This is a genomic window from Stutzerimonas stutzeri (assembly GCF_024448715.1).
In the GTDB taxonomy this organism is placed as follows: domain Bacteria; phylum Pseudomonadota; class Gammaproteobacteria; order Pseudomonadales; family Pseudomonadaceae; genus Stutzerimonas; species Stutzerimonas stutzeri_AR.
Genome location: NZ_JAMOHZ010000001.1, coordinates 240,208 through 257,318, shown reverse-complemented (window position 1 = coordinate 257,318; position 17,111 = coordinate 240,208). Strand labels below are relative to the sequence as shown.

The following is a 17,111-nucleotide window of genomic DNA, read 5'->3' as shown; positions in this document are numbered from 1 at the left end:
GGCGAGAGGAACCCTTACCGAATCGGTAACAATGCTCAGGCCCAATATTCCGGGTTCTGCAGCACTTCGTGATAGCCAAAAAATGCTTGCGGCAGCTCCTGCTTGAGAAACTCTACCCAGGTCTTCACCTTGGCATCGAGGAACCGCCGCGAAGGGTAGAGCGCATAGATGGATTTTTCCTGCAGGCGGAACTGCGGCAGCAACCGCACTAACGAGCCCCGTTGCAGCGCCGGGACAGCCACATAGTCCGGCAGAAGACAGATGCCCATTCCCGCTTCGGCAGCGCTGCTCATCGCCTCGGCGACGTTTACCTTGAAGGTTTCGCCCGGCCGAATCGTCTGTTCCACGTCATCGCCGACGAAACTCCAACTATCGCTGAACACCGGATCGGCGAGGCGCAGGCACCGATGGTGTTCGAGATCGGCCGGCACCTGTGGCGCACCATGCTGCTTGAGGTAGATCGGCGACGCGCAGACCACATGGAACACCGTGCCCAACCGCTGGGCGATCAGCTCGGAATCCGGCAGTTCGCGCGACAGGGTGATGATCACGTCGAGGTTGTCTTCCAACGGATCGGGCTGCCGCTGGGACAGCAGCAGATCCAGATTCACATCCGGATAGATTTCGTTGTAGCGCCCAGCCAGCGTCGCCAGCAACTGAATCCCCAAGCCGATAGTGGAATGCACTCGCAGCCGCCCCTTGGGCACCAGATGCGCGCCGCCGGCTTCGACGCGTGCCTGTTCGACCTGTTCGATAATTGCTCGACATTGTTCAAGGAAGCGTTCGCCTGTTTCAGTCAGCGCCAAACGCCGCGTGGTGCGATGTAGAAGACGCGCTTGTAGATGGTTCTCCAACTCCGACACCAGCCGGGAAACCTGAGCGGTCGACGTATCGGACTGCAGCGCCGCCGCCGTGAAGCTGCCGGCGTCGGCTACTCGTACAAAGACTCGCATTGCATGGAGCATGTCCATTGGCTTACCACCTTCTTCTATGCAACGCAGCCAGGTCCGCTTGCTGTCGTTGAGCGACGAATGAATGTGTTCTGCCTGTCATGTCACTCTGATCCTGAAAATCGTCATTTGTCGTCGCTCAGGCTTTCCGCGGATGACTCAGTGCGCAAGCTGTGTCGACGATCCACGCTCGGCATCTTCCCAGCCGCCGCCCAATGCCAGAAAAAGGTTGACCTGATCCAATGACAACTGTGCTTCTGATTTAGCCAATGCGGCTTCGGCAGAGGCGAGGGTACGCTCGGTATCGAGGCTGTCGAGGTAGGCCAGGCGGCCCTCTTGGTATAACCGGCGAGTGTGATCGGCGGCGTGGCTGGCGGCGTCACGGGAATCACGCAGCGCTTGGTTGCGCTTCAGATCATGGGCATATTGCGTCAGCAGCGTCTGGGTCTCGCGCAGAGCGTTGAGTACCGCGCCGTCGAAGCGAGCCAGCGCGGCATCGGCGCCGGCTTCCATGGCGCGCACTCGGGCGCGATCGATCTGCGTCGGGAAATGCCATGAAATAGCGGGTCCGAACTCCCAGCGGCGAGTGATCGGATCGGCGATGTGTTCGAGCATGCCGGTGTAGCCGGCCGAGGCGCCGAGGTTGATTTGCGGGTACATCATCGCGGTGGCGACCCCAATGTCTGCGGTTGCCCCGGCGAGCATGCGTTCCGCCGCACGAATGTCCGGGCGACGCTTGAGCAGTGCAGCGCCATCACCGACCGGAATCGGCTGGCTCAACTGCGGCGCATGTCGGCAAGCAGCTACTGATTCAGGCAGATCACCGGGCGTGCGACCGAGCAGGGCGGCGACCTGATACAGCGCTGCGGATTTCTTCGTTTCGAACGGCGGCAGTTCGGCACGCAGTGCTTCGACTTGAGCGCGTGCGCGGGCGACGTCCACTTCGTTGCCACGTCCGCCGTCCAACAGGCGCGTGGCCACGTCCAGTTGCCGCCGCTGAATATCCAGCGAATGCTCGGCGATGGTTAGCTCCTCGCTCGCGTGACAGGCCTCGACATAGTTGCGCACGACTTGCGCCACGACGGTGATGCGGGCGGTGTCCAGCGCCGCTGCGCTGGCATCGGCACTGGCGCCGGCTGATTCGGCGGCGCGCTTGAGTTTGCCGAACAAGTCGAGCTGATAGCCGACCGAAATCCCTACGTCGGCGAGATTCATCACCGGGATTTTTTCCTGCAGGGCCAGTGACTCACTGGATAGCTGGCCGCGCCCGAGCGAGCCGGCGCCGCCAATCTCGACCTCCTGCGCATGGTGAGCCATCTGGAAACCTTCATAGGCGCGCCGGAGCGTGTGATAGGCGAGGCGAACATCGGTGTTACGCTCCAGCGTCTCGGTCACCAACTGGTCGAGGAGCGGGTCGTCATAAAGCTTCCACCAATCGGCCGGCAGCTCGGCTTGGTTCGCCTTTGAACTCCCAGCCAGATCGAACGGCGCCTGAGCCTCGGCGCGTTTAATTATGGCGTCCTCAGGGAGTCGGTAGTCGGGACCTACGGCGGTGCATGCGCTGAGCGTACCGGCGAGGGCAAACAGGGCGATGAGAGATTGGCGGCTCATGGATTTGCGGACTCCGTCGCGGCGGTCGTTGGCCAGGGCAGCACGGACAGAGTCGCGGTTCGACCTATGACCAGTCGAATGCCTGTTTCCTGCCCCTCATCCAGCACTACGCGCACCGGAATCCTCTGAGCCAGCCGGACCCAGTTGAAGCTCGGATTGATATTGGGTAGCAGCGAATTACCACGCGCGCGGTCACGGTCCTCGATGCCGGCGGCGATACTCTGCACGTGGCCGCGCAGGTGCTGGGATTCGCCCATGATCTGAATGTCCACTGGTTGGCCAATCTCGATGGCGTGAAGCTTGGTTTCTTCGAAATAGCCTTCGACGCGCAGCGAGTGGGTGTCGACGATTGATAATACCGGCGTGCCGGTACGAACGTAGTCGCCGACGCGCATGGTCTGATCGCTGAGATAGCCGTCCACCGGGCTGATGACGGTGGTGCGTTTGAGGTCGAGGCGGGCCACGCCGAGGGCAGCTTCGGCGGTCTTAAGCGCGGCTTCGGCGCGTTTGACCTGGGTGTCGCCAATTTCAACGGTTTCGGCGGCAATCAGGTCCTTCAGCACGCGGTTGCGCTTGGCTTCCCGGCGCGCCTGGTCAAGCTGGGCACGACGCTCGATAACGGTGGCTTCGGCTTCATCGACGGCGAGTTCGAAGCGCGCCTGGTCGATGACGAACAGCACCTGGCCACGGCTGACCTTCTGGTTGTCACGCACCCGCAGCTCGGTAACCAGGCCGGAGACGTCGGGCGCAACCTGAATGATGTCGGCATGCACATGGCCATCCCGGGTCCAGGGCGCTTCCATGTAGTAATCCCACAGGTGCAGGCTGACAGCGATGGCGATGCCTACGGCCAGCAGAGTCAGCACCACGGAGCCGGTGGCAGGTATCCATTTCTTCACGATTCGAGTCCCGGTGTGAGGGTGAACAGGGCGCCAAGGACCATTACGTACAGGGCGAGATTGAACAGCGGTGGGTGCCAGATCCAGCGATACAAACCCAGGCGCGCCAGGGTCATGGCGAGAAGACTTTTGAGCAAATAGGCGCCGAGCATCAGTACCAGCAGCATCGGCACGTAGACGCCATAGATATTCAGATGACCGATCATGCGGACGCTCCGAGGGAGTCGAATTCAGAATGTTCGTGCGGCGACGGTACGACCGGCGCATCGGGAAACAGAGCCAGGCGCAAGCCATGCAAGGCCTGGCAGGCCTCGCGCGCCAATTGGCCGGGCAGCAACTGCTGCAGAGCCTCGTCCAGTAGCAGGCGCAGGCTGTCCGGTGCAGGCGCGGGGTGATGAGTTTTTGCGCAGCGCTGGAAGTAGTCGTGCGCGGCGATCAAGATCGGCTGAAGCTGCTGCTGGATCGATACGGGCAGCTGTAGTTGTTTGAGCTCCAGTAGACGGAAGCAGATCCGCAACTCCCGGGTGGCGTCATGTAGCGCCAGGCCATGGTCGTCCAATTGGCCGAGACGCGGCAGCAGCTGTGCGGTGCGATCGATGACTTCTGAGGCGACGCTGTCGTAATCCTGCTTCTGCTTTGCCAGTGTTAGGCGCGACAGGCTGATCCAACCGCTACGCGCGAGCCTTCGCGCCGCCCATTGTGTGCCGAACGGCCTGGTCAGGCGCGCCCAGATCAGTGCCAGGACGACGCCCAAAGCGGTGGATAGCGCGATGTCGGCGAACAACGCAAAGTCAGCCTTGTAGCTGTCTTGAATGGTGATGGTGGAAATGGTCTGCACCGCCAGCAGAATCACCGTGCCGGTGTACTGCGGCCGGCCGGCGAGGGTGCCAAGCAACAGCAGCGGCACGGCGAGGAGGGCGGCCAGGCTGCCGAAGTCATGCACATTGGGAATCAACGCGAACAAATAAATGGTTGCCGTTGCGATGGAAGCCAACGTCGCCACCAGGAACGATTTGATGAAGGGCGCCGGGTTGTCCTGGCTGGCGAAAAAGCAGCTGGCGACGGCTGCGATGAACACACCGGTGTAACCGTGCTGCCAGCCCGACAGATACCACGCCAGGCTGATGAGCAGCACGAGCAGCCCGGCGGATACCGCAGAGAACGCCAGCAGCGCGTAATCGTAATGGCGCGGCGCGCCGATCAGCTGACGCACCCGGTAGCGCAGCACCGGCGGTTGCGTCGGATGGTCTTCAGCAAAGCATTGCCGAAGGTGCTGAGCATCCTGCCAAAGATCGATCAGCGCACGGAATTGGCCGAGGGCACTGACGAACGCTAGCCGATGCGCCGGAAAGCTGTCGCCCAACTCGATTTCCAACTGCAGGCTGCGCGCGCCGAGCTGCTGCGCAGTGACTCCGGAATGGTCGCCCTGCATCCAGCAGACGACACGCTGTAAATGCTCTTCGAGGTCGGGCAGCGGTTCTTGTAAATGCCGACGAAGATGACGCAGCGCATCGCCCAAGGAGATCAGCTGCGGTGTGAGCATGGCCATCCGGGCGCGAAAATCGCGCGCATACCTGGCTGGCAGATGACTGCTGCTGTCGTACTCGAGGTGGAGAATCATGCCGTCGAGCCCCATCACGTCGATCATCAGGCGGTGCAACGCATGCTGATCGAAGGCGTCTGGCTCCGTCGCGTTCAGCATCTGACGTGTAGTCGCCCGTGCGTCGTCTAGAAGCAGCGCCATGCGTGCATTCAGCACCGGTGCGATACGGCTCGGAAACAAGACGGCATTGACCATGCTGGCGCAGACGATGCCCAGCAGAATCTCCTCGGAACGGGCCAAGGCGACATGGAAGATGCTTTCCGGATGGTTGACCTCGGCCAGGCTGATCAGCGGCACGGTATAAGCGGCTAACAAAAAGATGTAGCTGCGTGGAGAACGGTCGAGCAGTGACAAATAGAGCAGGGTGGTGATCCACAGCGCCATCACCAGGCTCAGCATGACTGGCTGCTGAGCGAACAGCGGCAAGATGGCAACCGATGCCGCCGCGCCGAGCAGCGTACCGAGCGCCCGGTAGATCGCCTTCGATCGCGTGGCGCCGGACAACGGGTGCGAGACCACATAAACCGAGGCCATCGCCCAGTAGGGGTTGTCCAGCGGAATCGCGAGGGCGATATAAAGCGCGAGCAGCGCAGCGAGCAACGCCTTGGCTGAAAACAACCATTCGCGCCAAGTAGGCATATTCATAGGAGTCTGATTTTTTCGAGGCCGTGGCAGCGTTGATGAACAGCAGAGCGCCACGGCGAATTGCACAACTTGTTACATTTAACGCGATCGGGATATGACAAATCGAACAACCAACCGGACAATCACGTCACTTTTAATCCGAGTGTACGGTCAGTTGATCGCGGCGTTTGCGATCCTCTTACTGTGTAATCAGAGGCACGATGAAGCGAATCCCCAACTACGGCCTGTATGGCGAAATCGCGCAGCCCGCTTGGCGCAATATGTTGCACTGCGAGTGGATCAACGAACGCAGCGAGCAGTACCTATGGGAGATCAAGCCTCATCAGCACGACGCCTTGCTGCAGCTGTTCTATATCCGCAGCGGAGGCGGCGAAGTTTCACTGGAGAACCAGCGTCTGCCTTTCGCCGGGCCGAGCATGCTGGTTCTGCCGAACCGTACGGTGCACGCGTTCAGTTATCACCGCGACACGGACGGGCCGGTCTTTACCGCTGCGCAACGGCCGCTGGAGTCGATGGCGCGGATTGTCGCGCCCGGTTTGCTGGGCTTTCTGCAACGCCCCAGCGTTGTGCCTTTGCCCTGGCAAGCCGACGGCTGCGAGCCGATCTGGCCGTTGATTCAGCTGATCGAGGCGGAAGCGAAAAGTGAAGCACGGGGCAACATTGCGGCGGGCCACTCGTTATTGCTGGCGTTGCTAATTCAAGCCGCGCGGCTGGACGCGTCCATCAATACCGCTCCGCGACCTGGCAAAAGCCGGCGGGCTGCTGTACTGCGGCGGTTTCGCGAACTAGTGGATCAGCATTTTCGCAGCCATTGGACGCTCGGACATTATAGCGAGGCCCTCGGAATGACGACGGCCACGCTGGGCCGCGTTTGCCGCGCCGAGGCTGGCGTCGCACCCAGCGCAATCGTCAGTGAACGCATCGTTCGTGAGGCGCAGCGTCAATTGGCTTATACGAGCCTCGATATCCAACAGGTCGCGCGCGACCTGGGATTCGCCGATACCGCGTATTTCAGCCGTTTCTTTCGCAAACAGGCCGGTCTCAAACCCAGCGAGTTCCGGGGCGCATTCAAGCGAGATGACTGAGTGCGCACCCGGATCATCGGCTTTGCCGGCGTTGAGCGATGAATAAGGCTTGGCAGAACGCCGCGCAGCGCCATAGCGCGTAAAAATCATGGCGCCATATCCACCATGGATGGGCAAAGAGCTATAGCCCAATGCAGATAACGCTGGGTAATCATTCCGTTCTCTCTGGGTCTAGTGTCAAACGATGTCCGTGTCGCCTACGACGGCAGCGGCAGTTCTAAGGCTCATTGAGCCATCCACCTTCAATCAGCACGTGACAGTGAAGGAGATGAACATGAGTGACTCCAGAGACGACAACGGTTTTTCGCGCAGGGAGGTCCTGGCGTTGAGCCAAGGCCTTCTGGTACTCGGTGCTGTGCCCATGCGTGCTTTGGCGGCACCGGCCCAGACTGTTGACAATGATTCGCCTGTCCGGAAAACAGTCACCTCGAAAGTCTCCTTTGTAGTCAATGGCAAACGCCGAGAACTGGAGGTGGACAATCGCACCACTTTGCTCGACACCATGCGCGAGCACCTGCATCTGACCGGCAGCAAGAAAGGCTGCGATCACGGGCAGTGCGGCGCATGCACCATGATTGTCGACGGCCAGCGCATCAACAGTTGTCTGAGCCTTGCGGTCATGCACCAGGATGCGGAGATCACCACCATCGAAGGGCTTGGCACACCGGAGCAGCTGCACCCGATGCAGGCAGCTTTCGTCAAACATGACGGCTATCAGTGCGGCTACTGCACGCCGGGCCAGATCTGTTCGGCGGTATCCGTACTCGATGAAATCAAGCAGGGCATTTCGAGTCATGTCAGCGGCGACATTACCGCGGCGCCGCCGCTCAGCGCGGACGAGCTGCGTGAACGCATGAGCGGCAATATCTGTCGTTGCGGCGCTTACTCCAACATCATCGATGCCATAAGCGAAGTGGCTGGAGGGCGCGCATGAAATCCTTCACCTATGAGCGCGCTGAGTCTCCGGCTGACGCGGCCGCTAGTGCAGCGCGGACGCCCGGAGCCAAGTTCATTTTCATTGCCGGCGGAACCAACCTGTTGGACCTCATGAAGCTCGAAATCGAGACGCCGATGCACCTGATCGATGTCAACGGTCTGAAACTGGACAAGATCGAATCCACTGCTGAGGGCGGCATCCGCATCGGGGCCCTGGTCAGCAACACCGCCTTGGCGGCGGACACGGGAGTCAGGCGGGATTACGCGGTACTGTCCCGCGCCTTGCTGGCTGGCGCGTCCGGTCAGCTGCGCAATAAGGCGACGACTGCTGGAAACCTGCTTCAGCGCACCCGTTGTCCATACTTCTACGACACCAATCAGCCATGCAACAAGCGTCAGCCCGGCAGTGGCTGCGGCGCGCTGAAAGGCTTCAGCCGCCAGCTCGCGGTAGTTGGCGTCAGCGATGCCTGCATCGCCACCCACCCCAGCGACATGGCCGTGGCGATGCGAGTACTGGATGCCACGGTGGAAACGGTCCGGCCCAATGGGGCAACACGGCGCATCCCGATCGCCGATTTCCATCGCCTGCCAGGCGACACCCCGCATATCGAAAACGCGCTGTTGGCGGGTGAGCTCATCACGGCAGTCACGCTGCCCAAGCCACTCGGCGGCGCGCATTTCTATCACAAGGTGCGCGACAGGGCCTCGTACGCTTTCGCCCTGGTGTCGGTCGCCGCGGTTGTGCAGCCGGACGGCAGTGGGCGGGTCGCGCTCGGCGGCGTGGCCCACAAGCCATGGCGGATGGAGGATGCCGAGGCCCAGCTCTCCAGTGGCGCGGGTGCGGTCAGCGAGCGTCTGTTCGCAGACGCCAGGCCCACTCATCACAACGAATTCAAGCTCACATTGGCCCAGCGCACGCTCGGTGCCGTGTTGGCAGAAGCGAGGGGCTAAGCGATGAAATTCGAAACAGCTGCAGGCGAAAACCCGATCGATCGGCAAAAGGTGGTCGGCAAGCCCGTCGACCGTATCGACGGACCATTGAAAACGACGGGAACGGCGACCTACGCCTACGAGTGGCATAATCAGGTCAGCAACCCGGCCTACGGCCACGTGATCGGCTCTGCGATCGCCAAAGGCCGCATCGCCTCTATCGATCTGAGCCATGCGCGCCGTGCGCCAGGCGTCATCAGCATCGTGACTGCCGACAATGCGGGTTCGTTGGGCAAGGGTGATCGCAACAATGCCAAGCTGCTCGGCGGGCCGGAAGTCGAGCACTATCATCAAGCGGTGGCGCTGGTGGTTGCCGAAACCTTCGAGCAGGCGCGTGCCGCGGCGGAGCTGGTGCAGGTCAGATATGAACGCATACCCGGAACCTTCGATCTGGAAGCGGCAAAAAACATTGCCGTCAAACCCGAAAAAATCACGGGCGGCCCGGCGGACACGGCAGTGGGCGACTTCGCTTCCGCCTTTGCCGATTCCCCCGTGCAGCTCGATGCGACCTACACCACGCCCGACCAGTCCCACGCCATGATGGAACCTCACGCCTCGATGGCGGCTTGGGAAGGAGATCGGCTAACGCTCTGGACCTCCAATCAGATGATCGAGTGGGGCGTCCAAGACATGGCGAAAACGCTGAAGATTCCTCCGGAAAATATCCGCCTGATCTCGCCTTTTATCGGTGGAGGCTTTGGCGGGAAACTTTTCTTGCGGGCTGACGCGCTATTAGCCGCACTGGGCGCTCGTATCGCTGAACGGCCGGTAAAGGTCGCGTTGAGCCGGCCATTGATTGCCAACAACACCACGCACCGGGCGGCCACTATCCAGCGCATTCGCATCGGAGCAACCGAAGACGGACGAATCACAGCCATTGGTCATGAGAACTGGTCAGGTGACTTGAACGCAGACAATGCGGAAGCTGGGGTGCGCTACTCTCGGCCGATGTATGCCGGCGCTCACCGCATGAGCCAAACTCGCTTGGCAGCACTTGATTTGGCTGAAGCCAATGCAATGCGAGCGCCCAGTGATGCGCCAGGGTCAATGGCGGTTGAAGTTGCAATGGACGAGATGGCCGAGAAGCTCGGGCTTGATCCGGTTCACTTCCGCATCCTCAACGACACCCAGGTGGACCCAGAGCATCCCGAACGCCATTACTCTCAGCGCAAGCTTATCGAGTGCCTGAACGAGGGAGCCCGTCGGTTCGGCTGGAGCGAGCGCGTCGCGCAGCCGGCGTCTCGGCGTGAGGGCGCCTGGCTGATCGGTATGGGTATGGCCGGCGCCTTCCGCGACAGCCCTGTGACAAAGTCCGCCGCCCGGGTTCGACTCGACGGCAACGGCATGGTGACGGTCGAGACCGACATGACCGATATCGGCACCGGTAGCTACGTCATCATCGGCCAGACCGCTGCAGAGATGATGGGTGTGCCGCTTGAACAGGTCGTGGTCAAACTGGGCGACTCGACGTTCCCGGTGTCATCCGGCTCCGGCGGTCAATGGGGTGGCAACAGTTCGACCTCCGGTGTCTATGCGGCCTGCGTGAAACTGCGTACCGCGGTTGCGCAGAAGCTGGGTTTCGATATCGACCAGGCGGTGTTCGAGGACGGAGAGGTTCGGCAGGGTGAGCGCCGGGTATCGCTGGCTGAAGCCGCAGCCGATGGCAACCTAGTTGGTGAAGACACCATTGAGTTTGGTGAGCTCGATGAGCGATACCGTCTCACAAGCTTCGGCTCCCATTTCGTCGAGGTCGCGGTACACGCCCATACGGGCGAGGTACGCGTTCGACGCATGCTCGCCGTTTGCGCGGCCGGGCGCATCCTCAATCCCAAGACCGCGCGCAGCCAGATCATCGGTGCCATGACCATGGGTGTAGGCGCTGCGTTGATGGAAGAGCTGGCCGTCGACACGCGCTACGGCTTTTTCGTCAACCACGACCTCGCCGGCTATGAAGTGCCCGTCCACGGGGACATCCCGCATCAGGAGGTAGTGTTCCTTAACGAGGAGGACCCGCTGTCCTCGCCGATGAAAGCCCGAGGCGTCGGTGAGCTGGGCATCTGTGGCGTAGCTGCTGCGGTCGCCAATGCAATCTACAACGCCACTGGCGTGCGCGTTCGCGACTATCCAGTGACCTTGGACAAGCTCCTCGGCGATATGCCGCAGGCTGTATAAGCCTGCAAGCCGGTTTAGGAAGCTAATGTTCGAAGCGTGGGCGTGGCCGGTGGTGTTTATCGGAACGGGATGATCCAGGCGTTTAGCTATTCGCACGTTGGCATCAACGTGCGGCCTTTCGCTAGTCATTTTGGAATCTGAAACCTTTGGAGTTTGGCGTCTCTTTCCGCCCGTTAGTTTCTGGATGCGATTGTTTCCCCGAGAATTCTTCGTGTATCGCTGGCAGGAGGGAGGCCGAATACCCGCGCGTAATCCCGACTGAACTGCGTAGGACTTTCATAGCCCACCTCGAATGCCGCAGCCGTGACATTTTTGCCGCTCGCCACCATAAGCATTCGCGCCTGGAGCAAACGAACACGTTTTTGATACTGCACCGGGCTCAAGGTGGTCACCGACTTGAAGTGACGGTGAAAGGCCGAGACGCTCATTGCCGCTTCCTGCGCCAGGCTTTCAACCCTGATGGGTTCTGCGAAATCTCGACGGATCCGCTGAATGGCCAAGTTAACGCGGGATATGGCGGTATCCGGTGCTGCGATTTCCCGCAACATCCAGCCGTGCGGGCCTTGCAGCACGCGAAACAGAATCTCGCGTTCGTACGCAGGCGCCAGGGCCGCGATGGCGTCGGGATTGCCCATCAGCCGCAACAGCCGCACCCAGGCATCCATCAGCTCGGGCGTGACGGCGGCCACCGAGAAACCAGGGTCGCCTTCATGACGATCAGCAGGTTTAGGCAGGTCAGCCAGCAGCGTGGATAACACGGTGGGATCGAGCGTCAGGCTGACCGCCAAGTAGGGTTCGCCCGTTGCAGCAGGGTGCACCGTGCCCACCGCGGGTAGCTCAATGGACATGACGAAATAGGTCGCCGGGTCGTACCGCAGCGTACTGTCGCCCACGGTCATGGTTTTGCTGCCCTGCAGGATCAGGTTGATCATCGGGTCATAGACCGCCGCCAGCATATGCTCGGGAATCTTGCCCTGGACCATGGCGACACGCGGAATGCCCGTCTCTGTGCGGCGGTTTTCGGCCTTGGCGGCGAGGGTGCGGAGTTCGTTTAGTTGGTCGTTCATGCTGGCCATGCTGAATGGCGGAACAGGCGCAGCGCAAGCAAAAAGCAGAAACAGGCAGGTTTCGAGTAGGAACGGCTGCGTTCGCGATGACAGCGCCCCTTAGTGTGGAGGCTCATTCAACCAGTCATGGAGCACGTCATGGGCGTTATCGTCATTACCGGAGGCAGTCGAGGGATCGGTGCCAGTGCAGCGGAACACGCCGCTCGCCACGGCATGGGCGTCATCCTCACCTACAACCAGCATCCGGACGCCGCGGATGAGGTGGTGCGACGCATCGAGCAAGCGGGCGGCAAGGCCGTTGCGCTCAAGCTTGACGTGGCGAATGTGGGGAGTTTCGAGGCGTTCCGGGAGGCCGTCCTAGTTACACTCCAGAATACTTGGGGCAGAAGCACGCTCGCCGGTTTGGTAAATAACGCCGGTTACGGCCTGTTCAATCCTTTGGCCTCGGTCAGCGAGGCGCAGTTCGATGGGCTGTTCAACGTTCATCTCAAAGGACCTTTCTTCCTGACGCAGGCCTTGCTGCCACTGCTGGAAGCAAACGCCAGCATCGTCAACCTGACCAGTGCCACCACCCGCGTGGCCACGGCTGGGGTGGCGCCTTATGCGGCGTTCAAGGGTGGCCTGGAGGTCCTCACGCGCTATATGGCCAAGGAGTTCGGCGGTCGGCGCATCCGTGCTAACGCTGTTTCCCCTGGAGCGATTCGAACCGAGTTGGGTGGCGGGCTCAATGACGAGTTCGAGGCGATGCTGGCTGCGCAAACAGCGTTGGGCAGAGTCGGTGAGCCAGAAGATGTGGCTCGGATCATCGTCATGCTGCTGTCGGAAGAGGGCGCTTGGATCAATGCCCAGTCAATTGAAGTCGCGGGCGGCTACATCATCTGAGCAATCGAGGACCTGTCATGCTGGATCATATTTTTCTGTCTGTGAGCGACATCGAGCGCTCCATCCGTTTCTACGAAGCGGCCTTGTTGCCGCTCGATATCACAGCGCGCCTGGACTACGACGGTAAGGACGGCCCACCTGGGCATCCGGACCTGAAAGGCTTCGGCGCCAACGGCCGTATGTTTTTCTGGTTGCGCAAGGGTGACGTTGATGGCCGCGCTGTGCATGTCGGTTTTGTAGCAAACAGCAAAGCCCAAGTTGAAGCTGCCTATACGGCCGCGTTGGCCCATGGCGCGGTCGATAATGGCGCACCGGGCGCACGTCTGCACTACGACCCGAATTACTACGCCGCTAACGTCCTGGATCCAGACGGCTACAGCCTGGAATTCGTCTACAAGAACTGGCAGCACGTCCAATGAAGCCGTTAATGATCTATGGCGCAACCGGCTACATGGGGCGCATGGCGGCCGAGTATGCCGTAGCGCAGGGGCTGGATATCGTGATTGCCGGGCGCAATCACGACAAACTGCGCGTGCTGGCTGCCCAGCTGGACGTTCCTTATCGCGTGTTCGCACCTGATGCCCGGACGGCCGAATCCCTCAAAGGGGTCGGCGTGCTGGTGAATTTCGCTGGGCCTTTCGCGCAGACAGCCGATGCCTTGATGCGGTCCTGTATCAAGGCTGGTGTCGACTATCTGGATATCACGGCCGAGATCAATGTGTACCGGTTGGCTGAGCGATTGGGCGCTGAGGCGGCCGAGTCGGGCGTCATGCTGCTGCCTGGCGTTGGCTGGGACGTGGTGCCGACGGACTGCCTCGCGGTGCATGTTGCTCGCCGTGTGCAGAATCCGCAGTCACTTAGCATTGCGCTTCAGGTCGCGGGTTCTATGTCGCGTGGATCGGCCCGCAGTGTCAGCGAAATCATTGGTGCGGGGCTTCTGGCTCGGATTGACGGGCAGCTTGTGGCAACACCTGATGCGCAACCGCGACACTTCGATTTTGGCGACGGCCTGGAACTGTGCGCGCCGCTGTCTTTCGGCGACCTGGTCACCGGCTGGCACTCTACCAGCATTCCCAACATTTCAATGTTTGTGCATTTCTCCGGCGATCCCTTCCCAGAAGGAGACCTCTCACAGGGGCCCGAGGGTCCGGACGCGCAACAACGTGAAGCTCATCGCGCCCGAGCAGTAGCCGAGGTGACCGGCGCTGACGGCACTGTCGCGCGTTCAGTGATCGAAACCGTCAATGGCTACACCTACACGCCGCTTGCGGCAGTAGAGGCGGCACGCCGGGTAATGAGTGGCGAACGGCGGCCGGGTTTCGAGACGCCAGCAAAGCTGCTGGGCGTCGGGTTCGCCGAGAGCATCGCCGGTACGGCTATCACTGGTCGCTGATTCTGCCGGGGTAGCGGCCATGCTCGGTGGCTCCGGAATCCGCAGCACTGTCGCTTGCCTTGAGCTCATGGGCAAGCAGCCTGCCGGCAATCCGCGCCACGTCCACCAGGCGCTCACTGGACATGCCACTGCATGCTGCCGCAGACAGCCCCCGCAGGGTGATCAGCATGTAGTCAGCCAGCGCCTGCGCGGCGTCCGGGCATACCTGATCCAGGTAGCGGCGGATCGCCTGGATTCCGGCGTCGCCGAATTTCTCGGCCGTGTTTCGAGCGACCGGATCGTCCGCGCGCATGCCTTCGGTGATCAGGCAGCCACGCAAAGCGCTATCTCGCCCGTACTGCTGCGCAGCGGCAACCAGTAGTGAGGTTAGCGCTTCCGCAGGAGGGCGATCCGGTGCCAGCAGCCTGTCCATCGGGAGCGCGTTTTCACCGGCGTAGCGATGCATTGCACGCTCGAACAGCTCGGCCTTGCTGCCATAGGCGGCGTAGAAGCTCGGTGGCTTGATGTTCATCGCCTCGGTCAGGTCAGCCAGGCTGACCGCGTCGAATCCACGCTGATGGAACAGTGCCTGCGCGATGGCTATCCCTCGCTCCCGGTCGAAGGCGGGGCGGCGCTGCCTGGGTTTTTCGTTCATGGCTGTCTCTCGAGGTTGATACGACAACTGTAGCGATCGCTACATGCAAGTTCAAATACGTTCTTGCCTGGTCGATTGAATTTAGTGATCGCTAAATAGTTTGCGGGTAACCATGGCTCCATGTAGTGTTCGCTACATATTCACTCATTGAGGTATTTCTCATGCAATTCAAAAACAAGGTTGTGCTGGTCACTGGCGGTTCTTCGGGCCTCGGCTTTGCGATCGCCGAAGCGTTCGCCAGCCAGGGCGCGGACCTGATCATCACCGGGCGCCGCCAACCTCAGCTCGACGAAGCCGTGAGTCGCCTCGGTGGGAATGTTTCTGCCGTGCGGGCCGACATCTCGAGCCCTGAAGAACTTGCCGATCTGTACACGGACATAAGGGCAGTCCATGGCCGTATTGATGTATTGATCGCCAATGCCGGGATGGGTGAAGTCGAGCCTCTGGGGGCAATCACTGAAGCGGGTTTCGATCGGGTGTTCGCAACCAACGTCAAAGGCACTACGTTTACCGTTCAGGGGGCGCTGCCGTTGATGGGTGAGGGGAGCAGCGTCGTCATCATCGGCTCGACTTCCTCGATCAATCCCGGGCCTGGCATGAGCGTCTACGGCGCCACCAAGGCCGCATTGCGCGCCATGGTGAGGAGCTGGATTCTCGACATCAAAGGCTCGGGCGTACGCATCAACTTGCTCAGCCCCGGTCCGGTGGACACCCCGTCACTGCGCGACGTGCTTGGCGAAAACGCGCAGCAGGTGATCGATGTATTCAAAGAGAAGAGCACGCTCGGACGGATCGGCCAGGCGCACGAGATCGGCCAGGCCGCGCTCTTCCTGGCGAGCGATGCGTCGAGCTATGTCAACGGCGCCGAGCTGTTCGCCGACGGTGGGGCTTCTCAGGTCTGAACGGGCATCGCTCACACGCTGAGCTTCCATTAATTCGAAGAATGCTTAGCCGGCTCCCGACACGACTACGCCGCGTAATAGCCAGTACCGCTTCGCCCCCAACGACGAGCGCGGCGTATAAAGGCACGCGCCCGACTCGTCCAGCCGCAAGTCCGTAGGGTCGAATTTATTCGACCGCGTGGCTGAAGCTGAACCGCCACGGGCGAACAAGTTGTTGACGGGTGGCGAGCCCTACCAATCTGCCGAGCCATCGGCATCTTACGGAGTATCCTGATGAGTGAATTTGCTGGATCGGCAATCGATCATATGGGCATTGGCGTTTCGGACATTTTGCATGCGCGCGCGTTTTACGAGCGGGCTCTTGAGCCGCTAGGGATCACATTGATGATGAGCATCGAGGCCGATCCCCCTCAATCGACCCCCCGGCGGCTGGGGTTCGGTTCAGTAGATAAGCCGTTCCTTTGGCTACACGATGCTCCCGTTCCCAGCCACGGGGCCCATATCGCGTTGATCGCACATAGTCATGAAGCGGTCGACGCGTTTCATGCAGCAGCCATGGCCGCAGGCGGCCAGGACAACGGGGCACCGGGTATCAGATCCCAATACCACTCCGATTACTACGCCGCCTATGTACTAGATGCTGACGGAGTGAACCTGGAAGCGGTTTGCCAGCTAACGACCTAAGTGCCTGGATTCAAGCGACGCCAGAAGCTGTTTGGTAAACAGGTGCTGGCGATCCTTCAGCCGAAACAGGCGCGGCGAGAACAGCCAGCTGTGGGTGATCCCCATAAGGCTGGAATAGACAAAGAGCGCGCGCGGCTCGGCTGTTTCAGCGAACCCGTCATCGCATGCCTCGATCAGCTGCTGAAGCAACTGCACAATATTGCGGGTGAGCTTGCGTTCGCGCTTGATGGTGTCAGCCATCTGACCGGTCAATTCCGTCTTATTCAGCAGAATCTCGAATGATTGCCGATGCCAGCGGTTTTCCAGGAGCAGGCGAAACCATTCGCTGATGAAGTGTTCAATCGCAACCAGCGGCTGCTCCGTCATGCCGCGGCATTGTTCGATCAGCTGTTCCAGCGGCTCTTGGGAAAATCCCAGTACCGCTTGATACAGCTCGTCCTTGTTCTTGAAATGCCAGTAAATCGGTCCGCGGCTGAAGCCCGCCGCATCGGCGATCATGGCTAGCGTCGTGTTGGAGTAGCCGTTCTTGCTGAACAGCGCCAAGGCCGCGGCGATGATCTTCAGGCGGGTCTGTTCGGCATCTTCTTTGGTACGGCGCATGGTCGTGGTCGGTCAGGTAAGCGAAATCGGTTTCGGTCTACCGTGCAAGCTTGAATCG

The 17,111-nt window shown here is 60.8% G+C and carries 17 protein-coding genes; 9 read left to right on the top strand and 8 right to left on the bottom strand.

The window, feature by feature from the left end:
* Positions 1 to 35: 35 nt before the first annotated feature.
* From NAV33_RS01140 to NAV33_RS01120, 5 genes are all read right to left on the bottom strand, one after another.
* Positions 36 to 971, bottom strand: coding sequence for a LysR family transcriptional regulator (locus NAV33_RS01140; RefSeq protein ID WP_255976059.1), 936 nt, complete (start codon positions 969 to 971; stop codon positions 36 to 38).
* 138 nt (positions 972 to 1,109) lie between these two features.
* Positions 1,110 to 2,561 carry an efflux transporter outer membrane subunit gene (locus NAV33_RS01135; protein WP_255976057.1) on the bottom strand — a complete coding sequence of 484 codons (1,452 nt, stop codon included), beginning with the start codon at positions 2,559 to 2,561 and terminating at the stop codon, positions 1,110 to 1,112.
* Complete coding sequence (locus NAV33_RS01130) at positions 2,558 to 3,460, bottom strand: efflux RND transporter periplasmic adaptor subunit (RefSeq protein ID WP_255976055.1); 903 nt, start codon at positions 3,458 to 3,460, stop codon at positions 2,558 to 2,560. The genes NAV33_RS01135 and NAV33_RS01130 overlap by 4 nt, the downstream gene beginning before the upstream one ends.
* On the bottom strand, positions 3,457 to 3,666 hold the full coding sequence (locus NAV33_RS01125; protein ID WP_255976052.1) for a DUF1656 domain-containing protein: 210 nt from the start codon (positions 3,664 to 3,666) through the stop codon (positions 3,457 to 3,459). Before NAV33_RS01125 ends, NAV33_RS01130 begins: the two co-directional genes overlap by 4 nt.
* A complete protein-coding gene (locus NAV33_RS01120; protein WP_255976050.1) occupies positions 3,663 to 5,708 on the bottom strand; it encodes an FUSC family protein in 2,046 nt (681 codons plus the stop codon). Before NAV33_RS01120 ends, NAV33_RS01125 begins: the two co-directional genes overlap by 4 nt.
* Positions 5,709 to 5,908: 200 nt before the next feature.
* Between NAV33_RS01120 and NAV33_RS01115 the strand changes: the two genes are divergently transcribed.
* The 4 genes from NAV33_RS01115 to paoC all read left to right on the top strand — a co-directional run bounded on the left by NAV33_RS01115 (position 5,909) and on the right by paoC (position 10,891).
* The gene (locus tag NAV33_RS01115; protein ID WP_255976048.1) at positions 5,909 to 6,793 is read left to right on the top strand and encodes a helix-turn-helix domain-containing protein; all 885 of its coding nucleotides are present in this window, start codon (positions 5,909 to 5,911) and stop codon (positions 6,791 to 6,793) included.
* A 274-nt stretch (positions 6,794 to 7,067) separates the two neighbouring features.
* Complete coding sequence (gene paoA / locus NAV33_RS01110) at positions 7,068 to 7,727, top strand: aldehyde dehydrogenase iron-sulfur subunit PaoA (protein ID WP_255976046.1); 660 nt, start codon at positions 7,068 to 7,070, stop codon at positions 7,725 to 7,727.
* Entirely contained in the window at positions 7,724 to 8,680 is a 957-nt protein-coding gene (locus tag NAV33_RS01105; RefSeq protein ID WP_255976044.1) for an FAD binding domain-containing protein, read from the top strand. Before paoA ends, NAV33_RS01105 begins: the two co-directional genes overlap by 4 nt.
* A 3-nt stretch (positions 8,681 to 8,683) precedes the next feature.
* Entirely contained in the window at positions 8,684 to 10,891 is a 2,208-nt protein-coding gene (gene paoC, locus NAV33_RS01100; RefSeq protein WP_255976041.1) for an aldehyde oxidoreductase molybdenum-binding subunit PaoC, read from the top strand.
* 173 nt (positions 10,892 to 11,064) lie between these two features.
* Here the strand turns inward: paoC and NAV33_RS01095 are convergent, their stop codons facing one another.
* Positions 11,065 to 11,958, bottom strand: a complete 894-nt coding sequence (locus NAV33_RS01095; protein WP_255976967.1) for an AraC family transcriptional regulator — start codon at positions 11,956 to 11,958, stop codon at positions 11,065 to 11,067.
* A 138-nt stretch (positions 11,959 to 12,096) separates the two neighbouring features.
* Between NAV33_RS01095 and NAV33_RS01090 the strand changes: the two genes are divergently transcribed.
* Genes NAV33_RS01090 through NAV33_RS01080 form a run of 3 tightly spaced genes read left to right on the top strand, consistent with a single transcriptional unit; the run spans position 12,097 to position 14,233 of the window.
* Positions 12,097 to 12,840 (top strand): SDR family NAD(P)-dependent oxidoreductase, encoded by a 744-nt coding sequence (locus NAV33_RS01090; protein WP_255976039.1) that lies wholly within the window; start codon positions 12,097 to 12,099, stop codon positions 12,838 to 12,840.
* 17 nt (positions 12,841 to 12,857) lie between these two features.
* Entirely contained in the window at positions 12,858 to 13,259 is a 402-nt protein-coding gene (locus NAV33_RS01085; RefSeq protein ID WP_255976037.1) for a VOC family protein, read from the top strand.
* Positions 13,256 to 14,233 carry a saccharopine dehydrogenase family protein gene (locus tag NAV33_RS01080; RefSeq protein ID WP_255976035.1) on the top strand — a complete coding sequence of 326 codons (978 nt, stop codon included), beginning with the start codon at positions 13,256 to 13,258 and terminating at the stop codon, positions 14,231 to 14,233. Before NAV33_RS01085 ends, NAV33_RS01080 begins: the two co-directional genes overlap by 4 nt.
* Here the strand turns inward: NAV33_RS01080 and NAV33_RS01075 are convergent.
* On the bottom strand, positions 14,220 to 14,867 hold the full coding sequence (locus NAV33_RS01075; RefSeq protein ID WP_255976033.1) for a TetR/AcrR family transcriptional regulator: 648 nt from the start codon (positions 14,865 to 14,867) through the stop codon (positions 14,220 to 14,222). The two genes, NAV33_RS01080 and NAV33_RS01075, sit on opposite strands and share 14 nt — an antisense overlap.
* Before the next feature lie 161 nt (positions 14,868 to 15,028).
* On the opposite strand from NAV33_RS01075, the gene NAV33_RS01070 reads away from it, so the two are divergent.
* Together NAV33_RS01070 and NAV33_RS01065 are read left to right on the top strand one after the other, a co-directional pair.
* Entirely contained in the window at positions 15,029 to 15,769 is a 741-nt protein-coding gene (locus NAV33_RS01070; RefSeq protein ID WP_255976031.1) for an SDR family NAD(P)-dependent oxidoreductase, read from the top strand.
* Between the two features lie 273 nt (positions 15,770 to 16,042).
* Entirely contained in the window at positions 16,043 to 16,453 is a 411-nt protein-coding gene (locus tag NAV33_RS01065; protein ID WP_255976029.1) for a VOC family protein, read from the top strand.
* On the opposite strand, the gene NAV33_RS01060 is transcribed toward NAV33_RS01065, so the two are convergent.
* Positions 16,442 to 17,053: a TetR family transcriptional regulator gene (locus NAV33_RS01060; protein ID WP_255976027.1), complete on the bottom strand. Its 612-nt coding sequence runs from the start codon at positions 17,051 to 17,053 to the stop codon at positions 16,442 to 16,444. The two genes, NAV33_RS01065 and NAV33_RS01060, sit on opposite strands and share 12 nt — an antisense overlap.
* Between the last annotated feature and the right edge of the window lie 58 nt (positions 17,054 to 17,111).

Excerpts from the sequence above, each read along its gene's own strand:
- paoC (WP_255976041.1), top strand. The coding sequence starts at position 8,684 with ATGAAATTCGAAACAGCTGCAGGCGAAAACCCGATCGATCGGCAAAAG.
- NAV33_RS01070 (WP_255976031.1), top strand. The coding sequence starts at position 15,029 with ATGCAATTCAAAAACAAGGTTGTGCTGGTCACTGGCGGTTCTTCGGGC.
- NAV33_RS01125 (WP_255976052.1), bottom strand. The coding sequence starts at position 3,666 with ATGATCGGTCATCTGAATATCTATGGCGTCTACGTGCCGATGCTGCTG.
- NAV33_RS01090 (WP_255976039.1), top strand. The coding sequence starts at position 12,097 with ATGGGCGTTATCGTCATTACCGGAGGCAGTCGAGGGATCGGTGCCAGT.
- paoA (WP_255976046.1), top strand. The coding sequence starts at position 7,068 with ATGAGTGACTCCAGAGACGACAACGGTTTTTCGCGCAGGGAGGTCCTG.
- NAV33_RS01120 (WP_255976050.1), bottom strand. The coding sequence starts at position 5,708 with ATGAATATGCCTACTTGGCGCGAATGGTTGTTTTCAGCCAAGGCGTTG.
- NAV33_RS01065 (WP_255976029.1), top strand. The coding sequence starts at position 16,043 with ATGAGTGAATTTGCTGGATCGGCAATCGATCATATGGGCATTGGCGTT.
- NAV33_RS01075 (WP_255976033.1), bottom strand. The coding sequence starts at position 14,867 with ATGAACGAAAAACCCAGGCAGCGCCGCCCCGCCTTCGACCGGGAGCGA.
- NAV33_RS01105 (WP_255976044.1), top strand. The coding sequence starts at position 7,724 with ATGAAATCCTTCACCTATGAGCGCGCTGAGTCTCCGGCTGACGCGGCC.
- NAV33_RS01095 (WP_255976967.1), bottom strand. The coding sequence starts at position 11,958 with ATGAACGACCAACTAAACGAACTCCGCACCCTCGCCGCCAAGGCCGAA.
- NAV33_RS01135 (WP_255976057.1), bottom strand. The coding sequence starts at position 2,561 with ATGAGCCGCCAATCTCTCATCGCCCTGTTTGCCCTCGCCGGTACGCTC.
- NAV33_RS01140 (WP_255976059.1), bottom strand. The coding sequence starts at position 971 with ATGGACATGCTCCATGCAATGCGAGTCTTTGTACGAGTAGCCGACGCC.
- NAV33_RS01085 (WP_255976037.1), top strand. The coding sequence starts at position 12,858 with ATGCTGGATCATATTTTTCTGTCTGTGAGCGACATCGAGCGCTCCATC.
- NAV33_RS01060 (WP_255976027.1), bottom strand. The coding sequence starts at position 17,053 with ATGCGCCGTACCAAAGAAGATGCCGAACAGACCCGCCTGAAGATCATC.
- NAV33_RS01115 (WP_255976048.1), top strand. The coding sequence starts at position 5,909 with ATGAAGCGAATCCCCAACTACGGCCTGTATGGCGAAATCGCGCAGCCC.
- NAV33_RS01080 (WP_255976035.1), top strand. The coding sequence starts at position 13,256 with ATGAAGCCGTTAATGATCTATGGCGCAACCGGCTACATGGGGCGCATG.